At 46.3% G+C, this 17,652-nt stretch carries 14 protein-coding genes; 1 reads left to right on the forward strand and 13 read right to left on the reverse strand.

Translation table 11 applies throughout. The features are described from left to right. The first annotated feature begins 4 nt into the window (after positions 1-4). Positions 5-1,813: a DUF2142 domain-containing protein gene (locus tag QZH36_RS13580; protein WP_301730455.1), complete on the forward strand. Its 1,809-nt coding sequence runs from the start codon at positions 5-7 to the stop codon at positions 1,811-1,813. 221 nt (positions 1,814-2,034) lie between these two features. Here the strand turns inward: QZH36_RS13580 and QZH36_RS13585 are convergent, their stop codons facing one another. The 13 genes from QZH36_RS13585 to galE all read right to left on the reverse strand — a co-directional run bounded on the left by QZH36_RS13585 (position 2,035) and on the right by galE (position 17,629). After that, positions 2,035-2,373, reverse strand: coding sequence for an EamA family transporter (locus tag QZH36_RS13585; protein ID WP_301730456.1), 339 nt, complete (start codon positions 2,371-2,373; stop codon positions 2,035-2,037). A gap of 2 nt (positions 2,374-2,375) precedes the next feature. Continuing rightward, the gene (locus QZH36_RS13590; RefSeq protein ID WP_301730458.1) at positions 2,376-3,338 is read right to left on the reverse strand and encodes a glycosyltransferase family 2 protein; all 963 of its coding nucleotides are present in this window, start codon (positions 3,336-3,338) and stop codon (positions 2,376-2,378) included. Positions 3,339-3,633: 295 nt separating this feature from the next. Further along, positions 3,634-5,040, reverse strand: coding sequence for an NADP-dependent phosphogluconate dehydrogenase (gene gnd, locus QZH36_RS13595; RefSeq protein ID WP_253460110.1), 1,407 nt, complete (start codon positions 5,038-5,040; stop codon positions 3,634-3,636). A gap of 158 nt (positions 5,041-5,198) precedes the next feature. Then, positions 5,199-6,038: a glycosyltransferase family 2 protein gene (locus tag QZH36_RS13600; protein ID WP_301730461.1), complete on the reverse strand. Its 840-nt coding sequence runs from the start codon at positions 6,036-6,038 to the stop codon at positions 5,199-5,201. Next, complete coding sequence (locus QZH36_RS13605) at positions 6,035-6,931, reverse strand: glycosyltransferase family 2 protein (protein WP_301730463.1); 897 nt, start codon at positions 6,929-6,931, stop codon at positions 6,035-6,037. Before QZH36_RS13605 ends, QZH36_RS13600 begins: the two co-directional genes overlap by 4 nt. A 40-nt stretch (positions 6,932-6,971) precedes the next feature. Next, entirely contained in the window at positions 6,972-10,484 is a 3,513-nt protein-coding gene (locus QZH36_RS13610) for a glycosyltransferase (RefSeq protein ID WP_301730465.1), read from the reverse strand. Then, positions 10,481-11,827 carry an ABC transporter ATP-binding protein gene (locus QZH36_RS13615; protein WP_301730466.1) on the reverse strand — a complete coding sequence of 449 codons (1,347 nt, stop codon included), beginning with the start codon at positions 11,825-11,827 and terminating at the stop codon, positions 10,481-10,483. The genes QZH36_RS13610 and QZH36_RS13615 overlap by 4 nt, the downstream gene beginning before the upstream one ends. After that, positions 11,817-12,635 (reverse strand): ABC transporter permease, encoded by an 819-nt coding sequence (locus QZH36_RS13620; protein WP_301730467.1) that lies wholly within the window; start codon positions 12,633-12,635, stop codon positions 11,817-11,819. The genes QZH36_RS13615 and QZH36_RS13620 overlap by 11 nt, the downstream gene beginning before the upstream one ends. Continuing rightward, entirely contained in the window at positions 12,636-13,178 is a 543-nt protein-coding gene (rfbC, locus tag QZH36_RS13625) for a dTDP-4-dehydrorhamnose 3,5-epimerase (RefSeq protein ID WP_301730468.1), read from the reverse strand. It lies immediately after the preceding gene. Between the two features lie 28 nt (positions 13,179-13,206). After that, positions 13,207-14,082 (reverse strand): glucose-1-phosphate thymidylyltransferase RfbA, encoded by an 876-nt coding sequence (gene rfbA, locus QZH36_RS13630; protein WP_301730469.1) that lies wholly within the window; start codon positions 14,080-14,082, stop codon positions 13,207-13,209. Positions 14,083-14,130: 48 nt separating this feature from the next. Beyond that, positions 14,131-15,018 (reverse strand): dTDP-4-dehydrorhamnose reductase, encoded by an 888-nt coding sequence (rfbD, locus tag QZH36_RS13635; protein ID WP_301730470.1) that lies wholly within the window; start codon positions 15,016-15,018, stop codon positions 14,131-14,133. Continuing rightward, positions 15,018-16,097, reverse strand: coding sequence for a dTDP-glucose 4,6-dehydratase (gene rfbB, locus QZH36_RS13640; protein WP_301730471.1), 1,080 nt, complete (start codon positions 16,095-16,097; stop codon positions 15,018-15,020). Before rfbB ends, rfbD begins: the two co-directional genes overlap by 1 nt. Positions 16,098-16,615: 518 nt before the next feature. After that, a complete protein-coding gene (gene galE / locus QZH36_RS13645; protein ID WP_253460080.1) occupies positions 16,616-17,629 on the reverse strand; it encodes a UDP-glucose 4-epimerase GalE in 1,014 nt (337 codons plus the stop codon). Positions 17,630-17,652: the final 23 nt, after the last annotated feature.

Here is a 17,652-nt window from a genome sequence, read left to right on the forward strand (position 1 = left end):
AAAAATGGAACAAAAAGTTCAGACTGCTAATGGGTCATACTTTAAAAAAAGCAACAGGTCAATTTATCTGGCAGTAATGCTATTTTCATTCCTGTTGCTGTCAGCCGTATTTTACATAAAACCCCCCTTTGGTTCTCCGGATGAAGCGACACATCTTTTCAGAGCAAATAGCCTGGCGCAGGGCTATGTCTTGCTTGAACCCATAGGAAAAGACGGTACTACCGGTGGTGAAGTTAATGGTTCACTCGGCAAAGCGGTGCTGAAATACGGTGACTATGTAAATACTCACTCATACAGAGGAAGTGATAACTTTGTTGAAGAGTTAAAATCGCTAAAGTGGGACAGTAACAACGCCGAGATTGGACTACCGACAACGGCCTTTTATATGCCCTTTGTCTATGTACCCCAGGCTGTTTCTTTTTACATAGGTGAAAAGCTGAACCTGAGTGTTTATTCAACCTACGCGCTAATCAATTACCTTACCTTTGGCGTATGTATTTTAATTTTCTTAGCCGCTTACCGAATATACCCTATCCCTCTTTTTTCGCTTTGCCTGATACTCCTGCCGATGTCGGTTTATCAGATTTTTTCGCCTACCATTGATGGCATAAGTCTGGCGCTTACCTGCCTGGGCATGTCATTTTTTATGGCATTGCTTAACAGTGAAAAGGATAACACCGGAAAGAACTGGCGCTATATCCTGGCAGGTCTGGCATTGTGCATTATTATTGTAATCGGCAGCCGCGCCAATTTAATTTGCATGGTATTAATTCCTCTGTGGCTGTTCTTCATTTCCAGAAAAAAAACGTATTTAGCGGCATTTCTTATCGTATCCGTGATTACGCTGGGCTGGATTGGCTATTCGATAACAAGCTCTTATGACCCCTCATCGGTGAAACACGGCGGATTAAGCAATGCACAGCTAATAGCCTACTACGTCAAGAACCCACTGGTCATCCTGAACATAGCGATCAATACCTTTACAAACGGTGACAAGCTCGTCTTTTACTATAACTCGTTGATAGGCAACCTGGCATGGCTTGATGCCCCCATTCATAAAACAATCCGTAACCTTTTCGCTGCAATACTGGTGGCTTCATTACTGGCACATCTGATAGCCGGAAAATTAAAAACAAGCCGCGCGACTGCATTTCTTATCGCCATACTGGCTGTTGTATCGCTTGCCTTAATTTTCGCAGCGCTGCTGGTACAGTGGTCGACCTTCCCAACGGAGGAAATAGATGGCGTTCAGGGAAGATATTTTATTATTCCCCTGGTCATTCTGGGGTATGCGTTGCCGCAGCTCAGATTCACTAAAAAAACCACTGCCCTGATCCTGGCCAGCCTGTCGGTTGTCTCTGTCGCTACTATTTACGTCACGCTTAATGAGCGCTATCACACCACTATTGATATTCCGCAAGAACGTGACGTGAAGCGTGACGGGGTTATTTATAACCTTGACGGCGAAAACCATTTGCAGTTTGGGATAAACACCCCTGATGGCAAAATCAAGACTGTTAACGTGTTAATGGCCAACTATCGCAGAACAGCTAAAGGCATAGTTTCTTTACGTGTCTGCTCAGAAGGTAACTGTGTCGATGCCAGTTCCGATATCAGCAACCGACCTGATAACGCCTACTACAGGTTTAAATTCAATAAGCCTTTAGAAATCAATAACGGGGCCATAACGATGGATTTCTCTTTTAAAAAACGTGATAACTCATCTCCGGCAGCGCTGTGGCTTTTTGAACAAAAAGATGACGAAACGGTCCGCATTCCTAAAATGCAGTTTAAATATAGCAGTATTAAATAAACGATCTGTACGTCATACAGATATTATTTAAGCGTAACCGCAAAAAAGCTATCCGGTGCTTAGCCCGGATAGCCAACACAATAGATACCTGTAGTAATCTTCGTAGTCAGTAACAGCCACCATCGTAGATAACAGTAATCATCAGGCTGTAAAGATAAAAAAAAAGCCGATAGCATAAGCTAGCGGCTTTTTTCTTAAAGACAGTTTATCTGCAAGCGGGATTAAGATTTTACGGCAATAATAATTCCGATCATAATCAGGGCTACCCCGAAAAAATACTGATAGGTGAACTTTTCGCCCAAAAACAGGTAACTGCCAATAGGGACGATGGCAAAAGCAAGCGCCATCAGGGGATAGGCCTTGCCCAGCTCTATCTTCTGCAAAACCCAGACCCACGCTACCGTTGTAATGCCATAAAGCGCAAAGGCACAAAATAATATTGCCAGCGCGTTAAAGGAAAACATGGTGCCACTTTTATGCATAGCGATGGCGCTAAGCTTAAACATGATTTGCCCTGCGGCAATACCGAGAACGCACAATAGCGCGACAAAATAAAACATGATTACTTATACCTGCGATGGAAAGCTCTTTTAGGCGTGTTTGCCACATCATGACCCACAAAAGCCATAATAAACTGTATGCCGATAATGATTGGTAATGCGGCTAACATTATAGCACCGGACGTGGTAGGAATACCGCTCTGAATAGATTGAACCCAGTGTGAAACACCGGTACAAAAGCCAAACAGCAGCATCAGCAGCCCAACAGGTAACTCTATCGATGCCAGAGACATGTCACGCAGGTAGTAATTATAAAAAACACGCTTACAGAAATTCCTGCCGTGTTTAAATAAAAAGTCCCCGATTATTTTAGAAATCTTAAGATTCGATACCTCTTCTTCATATTTGGCATGCATGGGGATATCAATCACAACGGCTTTTAGCGTGTTGAGCCTGAAAAGCATATCGGATTCGAAAAAATATCTCTTACTTATTTTGTTTAACGGTAAGTTTTTAATAACATCTTTATGGATCGCCGTATAGCCATTCGTCGGATCGAATATATTCCAGTAACCCGAAGATATTTTTGTCATGAAGGACAGAACAGCATTGCCAAACAGTCTTATTTTAGGCATAGCCATAATGTTTTCAAGATTAAAGAAGCGGTTACCTTTAGTATAATCCGCTTCGCCACTTATAATCGGCGCGATAAATTCGCACAGCAATGAGGGATCCATCTGCCCATCGCCATCAATCTTAACAATGACGTCAATATCGTCTGCCAGTGCTGCACTGTAGCCATGCATTACCGCGCCGCCAACGCCCTGATTAACGCTGTTACGAAGGACTGTTACTCGCTGATCCGTATTATTTTCTTCAATAAAATCGCCAGATCCTTCTGGACAACAATCATCAACGGCGTAAATTTTATCCACTTCGGGTCCAATGGCCTGAATGACCCCTAAAATGTGGTTTTTTACCTTATAACATGGGATAACAACAGCAACGGCGATCTTTTTACTCATAGAGATTCCTTAAAGTGACAAATGGAGAAAGTCCTTTTATAAAATAAAGGAACAGACTAATAAAATTCGTCTCGCAGGTAAACTAAGTTATCAAGTTATTTCAGGCAGGATGAACCTGAAAATATGATAGTCGATCGCGATCGATGACGAAAAATGCCTGGCTTCAGGCAGGTTAACCCTAAAAGAGGATAGCCGATCGCGTTCGGTTATTTAAAGACAGGCAGGTGAAATTATATTCAGATGACAAAAGGGCTTCAGAATGAAGCCCCTGGAATTACTTATGTAGCAGCTAAAATTAATCCAGCCACTCGGTGTGGAACACACCTTCTTTATCGGTACGCTTGTAGGTATGCGCGCCGAAGTAGTCACGCTGCGCCTGGATCAGGTTCGCTGGCAGCACCGCTGAACGGTAGCTGTCGTAGTAAGCGATAGCAGCGGAGAAGGTTGGCGTTGGGATACCGTTCTGTACGGCATAGGCCACAACGTCACGCAGCGCCTGCTGGTATTCGTCCGCGATGTTTTTGAAGTACGGTGCCAGCAGCAGGTTAGCGATGTCGGCGTTATCCGCATAGGCATCGGTAATTTTCTGCAGGAACTGCGCGCGGATGATGCAGCCAGCGCGGAAGATTTTAGCAATCTCGCCGTAGTTCAGATCCCAGTTGTTTTCGGTGGAAGCCGCTTTCAGCTGAGAGAAGCCCTGTGCATAGGAAACGATTTTGCCCAGGTAAAGCGCGCGGCGCACTTTCTCAACGAACTCTGCTTTATCGCCGGAAACGGTCTGCACGGTCGGGCCGCTCAGAACTTTGGAAGCCGCTACGCGCTGAGTTTTCAGCGAGGAGAGGTAGCGTGCGAATACGGATTCGGTGATCAGCGACAGCGGCTCGCCCAGATCCAGAGAGCTCTGGCTGGTCCATTTACCGGTGCCTTTGTTGGCCGCTTCATCCAGGATCACATCAACCAGGTAGTTACCCTCTTCGTCTTTCTTGGTGAAGATGTCTTTGGTGATGTCGATCAGGTAGCTGCTCAGCTCGCCTTCGTTCCATTCGCTGAAGGTCTTAGCCAGATCTTCGTTGCTCAGGTTCAGGGCGTTTTTCAGCAGGGAGTAGGCTTCTGCAATCAGCTGCATATCGCCGTATTCGATACCGTTGTGCACCATTTTCACATAGTGACCAGCGCCGTCCGGACCGATATAGGCAACACAGGCTTCGCCTTCGGCGCGCGCGGCAATTTTATCCAGAATAGGTGCAACCAGCTCGTAAGCTTCTTTCTGGCCGCCAGGCATGATGGATGGGCCTTTCAGTGCGCCCTCTTCACCGCCGGAAACGCCGGTACCGATAAAGTTGAAGCCCTGCTCAGACAGTTCGCGGTTACGGCGAATGGTGTCTTTATAGAAAGTGTTGCCGCCGTCGATCAGGATATCGCCTTTATCGAGGTGTGGCGTGAGAGAAGCGATAGTTTTGTCAGTCGCTTCGCCTGCCTGCACCATCAGCAGAATACGGCGAGGTTTCTCAAGGGATTCAACAAACTCTTCGATGGTGTAGTAAGGCGCCAGCTTTTTGCCTTCGTTCTCGGCGATGACTTCGTCAGTCTTTTCGCGAGAGCGGTTAAAGATGGATACGGTATAGCCGCGGCTTTCGATGTTAAGAGCCAGGTTACGACCCATTACCGCCATACCTACAACGCCGATCTGTTGCTTGGACATTACATACTCCTGTCTGGGGATTACATAGACTTAAAGCCCGTATTCAATTCATATTAACTGAAGAGTAAGGGCTGTTGGTAGCAATAGGTGTGATAGGTATCTAAAATGTTCCGGGTAACATGTTTACTATTTAAACAATATCCACCCAAAACATTTTATCAGACCATTTTCCAACCGTTTTTATGAAAGAATTTAATCATCGAAGAGGTAAACAACATAATATGTTTTAGCCCTTTACGTGAGGCATTACCCCCATGATGAACAACTTCCACCTGTGGAACATAGGCAACTTTCGTCAGGCTGGCCGCGCGCCAACTCAGATCGGTATCTTCAAAATAGAGAAAATAGTCAGGGTCAAATCCCCGCAACTCTTGCAGCACGCTGTTTCTGAAAAACATAAAGCAACCACTAACAATAGGGGGATTCCAGTAGACATTATCCAGCGTAATATCTTCAGCCATATTATAGTTAGCAAGCCGTTTTTTTAGGATTTTCCTTATAAAAGAGGGTGCAAACCCACGCAGTAAAAGGGTAAAAACGCTGGGATAGCGCTTACATAAGAATTGTCTTTCACCATTACGCCAGCGAGCAAGGGGTGAGAGCAGACCACATTCAGGATGTGAGTTCAGAAAATCCAGAGCTACAGCAAGCGTATTTTCATGCAAAATAATATCCGGGTTAAGGATGAGGTGATAATCCGCATTTGCATTCATAGCCAGGTTATGAGCACGTCCATAGCCAAGGTTTTCACCGGCGATAATAATTTCACAGAAAGGATATTTTTCTTCCAGCGCACGGTGTCGATCGTTTTTTTCTTTATAGCCGTTTTCGATCAGGATCACTTCAAGACGCGTAGCCTGGCAATGCTTAAATGCGGCTTCCAGTGACGCCATCAGGGTGAAAATGTCGTCATCAATATAATAGGTTACAACAGAGACACGCAGGATCCTGGTTGCAGTAGCGGGATTTATCTCATCAACATTGCCGGAAAGTTTCATTTCAATTCACACTTACCTGATTTGCTATTTATGCCGTCCCGACATCCCCGAATGATAGCTTTGATATTTTTCAACCTTTGCCCGGTAAACAATAACAAAATAGTCATTTTAATAGCAAGTTTATAGCAATCTACCACTTTCCAGCTTACCGGGATAAAATTCCTTTTATAAAGAAGGATAGCGTTTCTTACCATATAGTAGTGGCGCTGAGGGGAATGCACGGCAACATTTCGACCCATGAAAGCTACCTTGTTATCACCCAAAGCATGGTGCATCTGTGCAGAGAAGCAGCCATATGAGCGCAAGCCTTTTGCCCGTGCACGTAGCGCCCATTCTATATCAACGTAATCAATGAAAAGGGACTCGTCCATCAGACCCGTTACGGCCAAAGCACGTACCGGGATTAGAGAACCTGAGGCAATCAAATGATCAACTTCAACGATGTTACTGCTGTCATTTTGCGACATTTTGATAATGCTTAGCCCCTCGACACGGATAAAACGCGCCTGGGAAGCCTCTTGTCCATTGGTAAAATTAGGGCCGATTGCCGCCGCATCAGTCAAGGTTGAAAAACCCTGGAGCAGCTCCTCAACCATATTTTCGGCAGGCAGGCTGTCCTGATCCATGAGCAGGATATATGCGTACCCCTGCTCTGTTGCTTTGGTAATGCCCTGGTTTTGCGCGGCAGCAATGCCCAGATTTTCTTGCATTTTCAGCAAAGAGACATTATCCGGGCAGCCTGAAACATACTCTTCCAGCGCTGCCACATTTTCTGAACCATTATCGACAATAACGATATCTACATTGCTGTTGAGCAAGACAGCAACCTGGCGGGATAAGTCTTTAATGACAGGCTGCCAGGTGACCGTAATGGCCAAAATTTTCTCGTTCACATTACATTACCCTGATTAAAAAGGGCCAAAGGCCCTTTTTTCAGTGAGCCGAACGGTAAATCTCTACCAGCTCTTCATATTGTTCATCAAATGAACGAATATGGGAGTGCGGAAGGTTCTCCATTTTTCCTGCGGGAAGCTGCCTGAAGTGCGCTATCGTAGCGACGATGGCTTTTTCAAGTTCTTCGGCATTATTATTGAACGGTATGATCGTTCCATTACGTCCTTCAATAATGTCCTCAGCGGCTCCTCCTGCATCGGAAGTGATAACCCATACGTTACGCACCAGCGCCTCGCGCACCGTCAAACCGAAGCTCTCTTTTGATTGAGTAGGATAAATCAGAACATCAATACTGTTATAAAAATCATCCATTGTTTCCTGGCTAAAAGCCGGGGCCAGCTGATAATTTTTGAAGTTCGCAAGATCCGACTCGCTAAAGGAAGAGAAGCCCAGCGCGAGAGTATTATCAATAATGGTCAGCGCCGCATCTTCGGCCGAAACATTTTTGAAAGCAGCCTTAAGAAGATGGAAGCCTTTGATGTCGGTATTACCGCCCAGGTAACCAAAGCGAAGCGTACCCGGCTTAGTCCTTTCTATATTGACAGCAGGATAATTTACGCCATTTTTGTTGACCGAAATTTCCTTAAACCCTTCGCTTCTATAAAGATCGCGGCAGAAGGCTCCCGGCGCCAGTAAAACAGAAGCCAGAGAAAGCGCATCACGCTTTTTCTGATTATAGTAAATTTTGTTTTTATCGCGCTCGTCGGCAGGAGCCTTATCCTGATAACTAAGAATAAACTGGTGCTCATATAACCACCAGTAGTCATGCGTGGTGACAATCACAGGGATTTGCCTCTCGGCACACATCTCCAGCATCGTCACGCCCAAGCCCTGAATCGAATGGAAATGGACCGCATCGGGTTTAACAATGTCCAGAACCTCAGAAAAAGCAGGTTCGATTTTACGATTAACTATTTGCTCATTTGGTTGCAAAATACGCGGCAGGCCAATCCCAAAACATTCGTGATCCCATGACTGGTAACGACGTAATTCATATGCAGGCACATACTCTTCAGATAACGAAGTTAAAACATGGATATTTATATCTTCGTTATTGGCAAAGCGCTTATTAATTTCCTCTGCCACCACCGTTGCGCCACCGAATGAGCGAGGATTATAATAGCAGTTTACTGAAAGAATATTCTTCTTATCGCTTTTATTTAATCGGGCATAGTCAGCAATAATCTTGCTAACTTGTTCATGCGCAATATTTTCTGGTAAATAGTGCTCATAAACAGAATGGTAGGCCTGCGCACCAACCTTAGTACGCAGCGCTTCCGATTCTATCAGCTGCGTTAACACATCTTCCCATTCTTGCGGTGTTTCGCAAAGGAAACCATTCTCGCCATGCTTAATAACACGGCTAAAAGTCGGACGCGGTGAGCAAACGCTTGGTATAGAAAGTATGGAGGCTTCGATATACTTAATATTACTTTTCGAGTAGTTGAATACGTAATCTTCCAGTGGTGCAAGGCTGATATCACATTCGGCCAGAACTTTCAGATAATCGCGATACGGGCACAATGCAATATATTCAACTTGCGCCTCAACCTCTTTAAAGGAGGCAGGCAAATCAAGATTACCGATTAAACGGAAATGAACGTTCTTGTTTTGCCTGAGCACGCTGACTATCGCATCAGCCGCTTCCAGGAAATCAATATTATGAGTGGTCGTGCCTGAGCCGTAAACAATTCTTATAATACCATCTTCAAGGCTTTTCCTGCCCGTGGTAATCGACTCAGCCGCCGTAATGGTTTCCGGATCAAGCGCATTTTCAACAACGTAAGCGTATTTGGCCCCGGCCTTTATCATTTCATCGGCCAGATGCTGGGTAGAAGCAATAGCACCGCTACACTGCAGCATAGCGCTCTTGTAAAGGTGCGCGCCGTCAAGAAGCCCGTTATAAGTAGCAGTATCCAGAGCCTGTAACGTTTTACTGTTACGCAGAATGTCGGCGTCGAAGATCAGATCATCCACTTCCCACAGGGTAGTGATATTGAGGCGTTTACATTCGGCAAACACAGGATCAAGGCTGGCGAAACCAGGAACACGGTAAAAAATTACCAGCGTATGCGACTGCATTGCTTTAATGCATTCGTTTTGATGGCTCCATGGCAAAACGGTGACTTCTATACCGAGGCGGTTGAAAAGTTCAACTTTCTGATCGACACGGTATTTTTTACATTGCGGGATGGAAACTTCTGCGATAATAAGGACTTTAGGAACCAGCAGGGTCTCAGCACGCAACGTGACTGGAGCAAGGGCTTTCGACTCAACGACAGCAGAGAGCTGCTGCAGTTGATTAATATAGCGAAGCTTATTCAGCAATCCACGAAAACCGTGTTGATTATAAATATTTTTTGCCCGATTGATACTCTCGCTCAAACCGTAATCCCTGACGATTTGGCCTGAAAGATCCACGCCTTTTTTCACTTTGCGCAAATGGGTAACTGACTTGCGCAGAGGCTGCGTCACTTTCCAGCTCGTTGACGTCAGTAAGGCGTGATTATCATGAGATAATCTATGTATAAGTTCGTCTTTTTCAGCGACCTGCTGACGCAGTCTTTCTTCGTTTTCTTTATAATGAGCGATATCTGCTTTAAGCCTTCTGATTTCATTAAGATTTTTGCTTAATTTCTTTTCAGCAATGCTTAAATTTTCTTTGAGATCCTTCCATTCCATTTCAGGGAAAGTGGGTAAGTCTCGCCAGGGATTATTGAACTGGTCCTGAGGTTCATTAAAGGAGCCATGAATGTTGCTGTGCCCCTGAACGACTATTTCAACATCACCGGAGATAACGCGCGGGCCTAAAATATTACTTTCTTTTTTTCTTTTTTGAATAATGCATAGTGAGTTTACAAAAGTAACGGAATGGATTTCACTGTAGTCAACGTTATCGAAGCCCACACAGTCATAGTGTTCATAAAACGGACGTAGGTAGTCTTTTTCCTGCTTTTGACTTCCCCAATGCTCATGGTTGGGAATGTCGCCCAGCTTTTTCAAAAATGCCATTGAAGAATAGGGATCGTACAGGCCACCTTCAAAATTTAGCCAGTAGCTGCAATGGAGATCTTCAATAATATAAAAACCGCCCTCTTCTATCAGGGGAAAATAGAGAAGGAATGATTTAATGATATCAGAAGAGTCGTGTGAACCATCATCAACAATGACGTCAAAACGCGGTGAGATTTCCGCGATACTGTTTCTGACTCTTGCGGTAGAAGAGTTGCCAATAACCAGGCTTATCTTTTTATTTTCATATTCCAGCAGCGCACATCTTTCATTGATATCGCAACCGACAATATTATTAGCATTCGGGAAATACTTAGACCAAATCTCCAGGGAACCGCCGTTTTGTACGCCGATTTCAAGGAAATTAACCGGCTTTTCCTGCAAAGGAGCCAGAACTTCATGGTAGGTCTCTAAATAAATCGTCCACTTGTCGGAAGATTTTCCATGATGATTTTCATAGAGTTCAAAAAGTGTCTTCATTTGATTTCCATCTTAACTTCATCAAATTTTATACCTACCAGGCCCCAACGTACTTCACTGGATGAAACATTGATAATCAGCGCATCATGAAGCAAGTGGTGCTGTACATGGTTGTTAATATCGCCATTAGCCAGTGACACCATCATGGCATATTCACCATTTGGCAGCATAGGAAGCGTAAATTTATATTCAGCTTTGATTTTGTCGCCGGCCATAACCGGCACGGGATTAACCGTAGTAAAAGGCAGCGTATTTTCACCAAACAGAACCTGTCCCAGACGATCCTTCACCAGAAAACCGATAATGGGAGCATCAAAATCCTGATGGACCGTAGCTTCAACCGTCAGCTTAACGGCTTCGCCACCCTTGTAGATGTGTCGGGTGTTGCCAGTTTTAATATCAGCGAAGGTAACGGAATTTATTTCCCCCCCACCCGTCTTCCAGCCGTTGGCTTCAGAAAGGTTATCTTCGATACCGTACTGAGTATTATAATTTATCGCTGACTCAAGTGCCGACGCCTCGTTATGGTTCTCCGCAGCAGCCTGTTGAGCCTCTTCAGACATCGGTGCGGCTTTCAGGCTTTCAAGCTTAGCTTCAGCGCCGTAAACTTCCTGAAGCGTGTATTGCAGGTACTTTTCCGCAATATCTTTCGCTTTGCCGGAGGTTATCATTTTGCCCTGATGAAGCCAGATGGCCTTATCACAAAGGTTGATCACCGAGCTGGTGTCGTGACTGACAAAAAGTAGCGTGCCGTTTTCTTTAAACTTACGGATAAAGCGCATACATTTTTGCGTAAACACAGCGTCGCCAACGGCCAACGCTTCGTCCACCACTAATATATCGGCGTCGACGTGTGCTATAACAGCAAAGGCGAGGCGGACATACATACCGCTGGAGTAGGTTTTTACCGGCTGATCTATATGTTCGCCGATTTCGGCAAAGGCCAGAATGCTTTCATAGCGATCCCGGATTTGCTCATTGGTCAGGCCATAAAGTGACGCGGCCATAAAAACATTTTCATGTCCGGTAAATTCCGGATTAAAACCCGCGCCCAGCTCCAGCAAGGCGGCGATTTTACCACCAACTTTCACCTGCCCATCTGTTGGATTCAATGTCCCACAGATCATTTGCAGCAGCGTCGATTTTCCCGAACCGTTTCTGCCAATTATTCCGACTGTTTCTCCCTTTTTTAAAGTAAAGGAGACGTCATTCAGCGCCCAGAAATCGCGATAGAGCTTTTTACGACTGCGGTAAAACATTTGTAACAGCCGATCTTTAGGGGAGTCGTAGATTTGATAACACTTACTGAGTCCCTGAACGGTAATGATATCTTCAGATGACATCTGCAAACCCCTTGCGCGTTTTCTGGAAAAAGTAAAAACCAGCCCAGGCAATAACAATGCTTATCACAAAGCCGATTAGCCAGGATCCCATATCAGGAATGGTTCCCCAGTACATAACCGCCCTGGCCTGTTCAATAAAGTGTGCAAGTGGGTTTAGCAGCAGCCACGAGCGGATGCTGGCCGGTAGAGCAGACGTAGGGAAAAATATTGGCGAAAGGAACATCAGCACCATAGTTATGATACCGACAAGCTGGCTGACATCGCGAATATAAACGCCTAAAGCAGCCAGAAACCAGCTCAGCCCCATCGTCAGCAATATCAGCGGGATCAGCACCAGCGGCAGCAGCAGCAGCGTCAGATGCGGGATACCCACTTCAATAACGTAAAACACCAGCCAGACCACGCAGCTGATAAAAAAGTGAAACAGCGCCGCGCCCATATTAACCCAGGTTAATATTTCCAGCGGGAATATCACCTTTTTGACGTAGTTTGCGTTGGCAATAATAGTGCCTGGCGCCTTGTTGATACATTCGGCAAAGAGGTTAAAGATAATTAAACCTGAGAATAAAACCAATGCAAAAGCCGATTTAGACGTTTGACCCTCACTCCATTTAGCCTGAAACACTACGCTAAACACGAAGGTGTAAACCACCAGCATTAATACGGGCGTAAAGAAGGACCACAGCAGGCCCAGCATCGACCCCCGATAGCGGCTGATAACTTCTCTTTTTGTCAGGGTGTAAATCAAACGACGATGCATCAGCATCGTCTTTACCAGGGCACCCGGTGTTTTAGCCTGTTCGTTCATTTAGAAAACCTCTGCATCCTGAAGACGAGGTGCGTGCTTGTCTTTGTCGGAAAGAAGAACGTCTGAGATTTTCCAGTCAATTGCGATATCAGGATCGTTCCATACGATGGAGCGCTCGCTTTCTTTTGCATAGTAATTAGTGGTTTTATAAACGAACTCTGCGGTTTCACTCAGCGTGACAAAACCGTGTGCAAAACCGGCAGGGATCCATAACTGCCGTTTATTTTCAGCGCTCAGCTCTACCCCGACCCACTGACCGAACGTAGCAGAATCCTTGCGGATATCGACCGCGACATCCAGAACGGCTCCTTCGACGCAACGAACCAGCTTACCCTGAGCATTTGGATTTAACTGATAATGCAGTCCGCGTAGTACGCCCTGTGATGATTTTGAATGGTTATCCTGCACAAAGCTGACGGAAGTTCCCACCGCTTCATCGAAAAATTTTTGGCTGAAGCTTTCAAAAAAGAAGCCACGATGATCGCCAAAGACCGTTGGCTCAAAGATCAGGACATCGGTTAAAGACGTAGTAATAACCTTCACGTTTTTTCCTTCCAGTTTATTCAGAGCGTTATTTCTTAATCAAATTCAGCATATATTTGCCATAACCATTTTTTGCAAACGGTTTAGCCAGTTCTTCCAGCTGAGCGCTGGTTATAAATTTTTGTCGCCAGGCGATTTCTTCAATACACGCAATTTTAAGCCCCTGACGGTGCTCGATAGTCTGAATAAAGTTCCCGGCTTCGATCAGGCTTTCGTGCGTGCCGGTGTCAAGCCAGGCGTAGCCTCGTCCCATCGTCACAACAGAGAGCAAACCTTTATTGAGATAAGCCTGGTTGATATCGGTAATTTCAAGCTCGCCACGGGCAGAAGGTTTAAGACTTTTCGCTATTTCAACTACGCTGTTATCATAAAAATAGAGTCCGGTAACGGCATAATTACTTTTTGCAACTGCTGGTTTCTCTTCCAGAGAAATAGCGACACCGTCCTCATCGAATTCGACAACGCCATAACGCTCAGGATCGTGAACGTGATAGGCAAACACCGTTGCCCCTGTTTTTTTATTTTTGGCGGCTTCAAGCTGAGGTACCAGATCGTGGCCGTAAAAAATATTGTCGCCCAGAATCAGCGCGCAAGAATCTTCTCCAATAAATTCTTCACCGAGGATAAAAGCTTGCGCAAGACCATCAGGACTCTCCTGCACTTTATACTGGATGGAGAGACCCCATTGCGAACCATCACGCAGTAAACTTTCAAAGCGAGGCGTATCCTGAGGCGTGCTGATAATAAGAATATCGCGGATCCCCGCCATCATCAGCGTGCTCAGTGGGTAATAAATCATCGGCTTATCGTAAATAGGCAGCAATTGTTTACTGACCGCCATAGTAACCGGATACAGCCTTGTTCCGGAGCCGCCTGCTAAGATAATACCCTTATTTTTTGCCATAATTCCTTGCACCCGTTTAGCAGTATTCAGCACTGCTGATTAGAGAATTTATCCAATGACTTCGGTAAGCATCCGCTCAACGCCGATACGCCAGTCAGGTAACGTTAACGCAAAAGTTTGCTGGAATTTAGTGATATCCAACCTTGAATTAGCAGGTCGTTTAGCCGGGGTCGGGAAAGCTGAAGTCGGTACCGCATTGATCCTGCTGACCTTAAGTTCCAGACCTTTTTTACGTCCTGTTTCAATGACGTAAGATGCATATTCATGCCAGGTCGTTATGCCATTGGCTATCAGGTGGTAAATGCCAGAGAGTTGCGGTTTACCTTTAGCCTTACGAACAGCATGCGCTGTACAATCTGCAATCAGCTCGGCGCCCGTAGGCGCGCCGAACTGATCGTTGATCACAGACAGTTCATCACGGTCTTTAGCCAGCTTTAGCATGGTTTTCGCAAAATTGTTGCCTTTCGCCGCATAGACCCAGCTGGTACGGAATATCAGATAGCTGCTGCACGTGGCTGTAATGGCCTCTTCCCCTGCGCATTTCGTTTTGCCGTATACACTTAACGGCTCCGTAGCGTCGGTTTCGGTCCAGGGTTTATCCCCCTGACCGTTGAATACATAGTCAGTGGAATAATGAACAAGCAGCGCGCCCGCTTTTTCAGCGGCATCAGCCATTTTCGCGACGGCTTCGGTATTTAATAAGGCAGCAACTTCAGGTTCCGATTCCGCTTTATCGACGGCCGTATGGGCCGCAGCATTGACAATAACGTCTGGTTTCAGAGCAGCAATAGTAGCGGCAATGCCCTCAGGGTTTGACAGATCGCCGCAGTGTTCCGTGGAATGACGATCCAGCGCAGTCAGGTTGCCTAAAGGAGCCAGCGCACGCTGCAGCTCCCAGCCAACCTGGCCATTTTTACCAAAAAGAAGAATGTTCATTAGTTACGTTTCTCGTAATTTTGCTCAATCCAGCTTTGGTAGGCGCCGCTTTTTACATTGCTGACCCACTCATCATTGCTAAGATACCATTCCACGGTTTTACGCATCCCGGTTTCAAAGGTCTCTTCCGGTTTCCAGCCCAGCTCATTTTGAATTTTAGTTGAGTCGATGGCATAGCGACGATCGTGGCCTGGACGGTCATTAACGTAGGTGATCAGATCCGCATAGTGGCCCTCGGAAGGCTTCAGCTCATCCAGCAGCGCGCAAACGGTTTTTACTACATCCAGATTTTTCTTTTCATTGTGGCCGCCAATATTATAAGTGCTGCCCGGCTTAGCCTCTGTAACCACTTTATACAGCGCGCGGGCGTGATCCTCGACATAGAGCCAGTCGCGGATTTGATCCCCTTTGCCATAGACAGGCAGCGGCTTTTTCTCCAGCGCATTAATAATGATGAGCGGGATCAGCTTTTCCGGGAAATGGTATGGACCATAGTTATTAGAGCAGTTGGTAATAATGACCGGCAGCTTATAGGTACGTCCCCATGCGCGTACCAGATGATCGCTGGCCGCTTTGGTTGAGGAGTAAGGGCTACTCGGCGCGTAAGGTGTAGTTTCGGTAAAAAGTGGCAGCTCGCCGCTCATCTCATCGGGATGGGGCAGATCGCCATAGACTTCATCGGTGGAAATATGATGAAAGCGGAAAGCCTGCTTTTTCTCTTCACCCAGCGAGTTCCAGTACTGGCGCGTGGCCTCTAACAGGCTGTAAGTTCCGACTACGTTAGTCTGCACAAAATCTGCAGGGCCGGTAATGGAGCGATCGACATGGCTTTCTGCCGCAAGGTGCATAATGGCATCCGGCGCGCATTCGTTCATGACCTTGATCAGCCCTTCCGTATCGCAAATATCAAGTTTGAAAAACTGATACCGGTCGCTGTCGCTGACGTCCTTGACTGATTCCAGGTTGCCCGCATAGGTCAACTTGTCAACGTTGATTACGGCATCTTGCGTATTGTTGATGATATGTCTTACGACTGCTGAACCAATAAAACCAGCGCCACCAGTGATCAAAATCTTCATAACAAGTCTCTAAACGGAGTGATTTGGAACAATAACCGTAGATTATTGATATTTATGTCAGTTACATTACCAGCCTGAAATTTAGCCACGCTACCGCCCCTGGGTATACATCCCCAGTACGTCAACGTCTATCCTGCTATGACTTTGCTTAAGCCCTGTCAACATGCCAGCCAAAGAGCCCTGCTGCCTAACGGTTTGAATACACGCTATATTTTTAGCTAATATTGACAACTTAACCCGTACATACTGTCAAGAATTGTATCATTCAGCAATTATGAAAACTAACTAAAATAAGAATTTTTCCTTGTTTATGCGGTGCAACTTAGGAAATTTCTTAGAGAAAGTTAAATCGCCCACTTTATATACGCGCCTGAGCTTTTTAGCTTATTTTATGAACATGAATTTTGACCTACATTGCATTTCCACTGTGTGGAACCAGCATCAAACCAAATTAAATCTTGTTTCAGATACGCAAAAGCCCGGCTTAAGCCGGGCTTTTTCACGTAAACACTTAACGGCTACTTATAACCGTTAGGGTTATTGCTCTGCCAGTTCCAGGTATCGCGCATCATCTCGTCGATGCCGCGTGAAACGCGCCAGTCCAGCTCTTTGTCCGCCAGCGAGGCGTCGGCCCAGAACGCTGCCAGATCGCCATCGCGACGAGGCGAGACCTGGTAAGGCACCGGACGACCGGAAGCCTTCTCGAACGCCTTCACCATTTCCAGTACGGAATAGCCTTCGCCCGCGCCCAGGTTATAGGCTTTATAACCGCTGATAGCCGACAGATGATCCAGCGCTTTCAGGTGGCCTTCTGCCAGATCCATTACGTGAATATAGTCACGTACGCCGGTGCCGTCTTTAGTAGGATAGTCGTCGCCGAAGATACCCAGCTTTTCGAGGCGGCCAATCGCAACCTGCGCAATATAAGGCAGCAGGTTGTTAGGGATACCGTTTGGATCCTCGCCAATCTGGCCGGATTCATGCGCGCCTACCGGATTAAAGTAGCGCAGCGCGATGGCTTTCAGCTCCGGATTGGCTTTGGCATAGTCACGCAGGATCAGCTCAACCATCAGCTTAGAGGTGCCGTAAGGGCTGGTCGTGCCGCCGATTGGCGTAGTCTCAACGTAGGGTACCGGCGCATCCGCGCCGTAAACGGTGGCGGAAGAGCTGAAAATAAACTGATTCACGCCGGCCGCGCGCATCTCTTCCAGCAGCACCAGCGTGCCGGTCACGTTATTCTGATAGTATTCCAGCGGCATACGGGTAGATTCCCCAACCGCCTTCAGACCAGCAAAGTGAATAACCGCAGTGATATTGTGCTGAGCGAAAAGGTCGCGCAGGCAGGCGCGATCCAGGATATCACCTTCGCAAAAAACGGCCTTTTTACCGGTCAGCTTTTCTACCCGAACGATAGATTCGCGGGAAGCGTTGCTCAGGTTATCCAGAACCACCACGTCGTCGCCGCGCTCCAGAAGCGTCAGCACCGTGTGCGAACCGATGTAGCCCGCTCCGCCCGTTACCAAAATAGCCATATGGACTCCTTTATGGCCGCGCT

Origin of the sequence: Erwinia wuhanensis, from assembly GCF_030484085.1 — a bacterium.
GTDB lineage: Bacteria > Pseudomonadota > Gammaproteobacteria > Enterobacterales > Enterobacteriaceae > Erwinia > Erwinia aeris.

Bases quoted from the DNA above. Each gene is read 5' to 3' on its own strand.
- QZH36_RS13580 (WP_301730455.1), top strand. From the start codon at position 5: ATGGAACAAAAAGTTCAGACTGCTAATGGGTCATACTTTAAAAAAAGC.
- QZH36_RS13585 (WP_301730456.1), bottom strand. From the start codon at position 2,373: ATGTTTTATTTTGTCGCGCTATTGTGCGTTCTCGGTATTGCCGCAGGG.
- QZH36_RS13590 (WP_301730458.1), bottom strand. From the start codon at position 3,338: ATGAGTAAAAAGATCGCCGTTGCTGTTGTTATCCCATGTTATAAGGTA.
- gnd (WP_253460110.1), bottom strand. From the start codon at position 5,040: ATGTCCAAGCAACAGATCGGCGTTGTAGGTATGGCGGTAATGGGTCGT.
- QZH36_RS13600 (WP_301730461.1), bottom strand. From the start codon at position 6,038: ATGAAACTTTCCGGCAATGTTGATGAGATAAATCCCGCTACTGCAACC.
- QZH36_RS13610 (WP_301730465.1), bottom strand. From the start codon at position 10,484: ATGAAGACACTTTTTGAACTCTATGAAAATCATCATGGAAAATCTTCC.
- QZH36_RS13615 (WP_301730466.1), bottom strand. From the start codon at position 11,827: ATGTCATCTGAAGATATCATTACCGTTCAGGGACTCAGTAAGTGTTAT.
- QZH36_RS13620 (WP_301730467.1), bottom strand. From the start codon at position 12,635: ATGAACGAACAGGCTAAAACACCGGGTGCCCTGGTAAAGACGATGCTG.
- rfbA (WP_301730469.1), bottom strand. From the start codon at position 14,082: ATGGCAAAAAATAAGGGTATTATCTTAGCAGGCGGCTCCGGAACAAGG.
- rfbD (WP_301730470.1), bottom strand. From the start codon at position 15,018: ATGAACATTCTTCTTTTTGGTAAAAATGGCCAGGTTGGCTGGGAGCTG.
- rfbB (WP_301730471.1), bottom strand. From the start codon at position 16,097: ATGAAGATTTTGATCACTGGTGGCGCTGGTTTTATTGGTTCAGCAGTC.
- galE (WP_253460080.1), bottom strand. From the start codon at position 17,629: ATGGCTATTTTGGTAACGGGCGGAGCGGGCTACATCGGTTCGCACACG.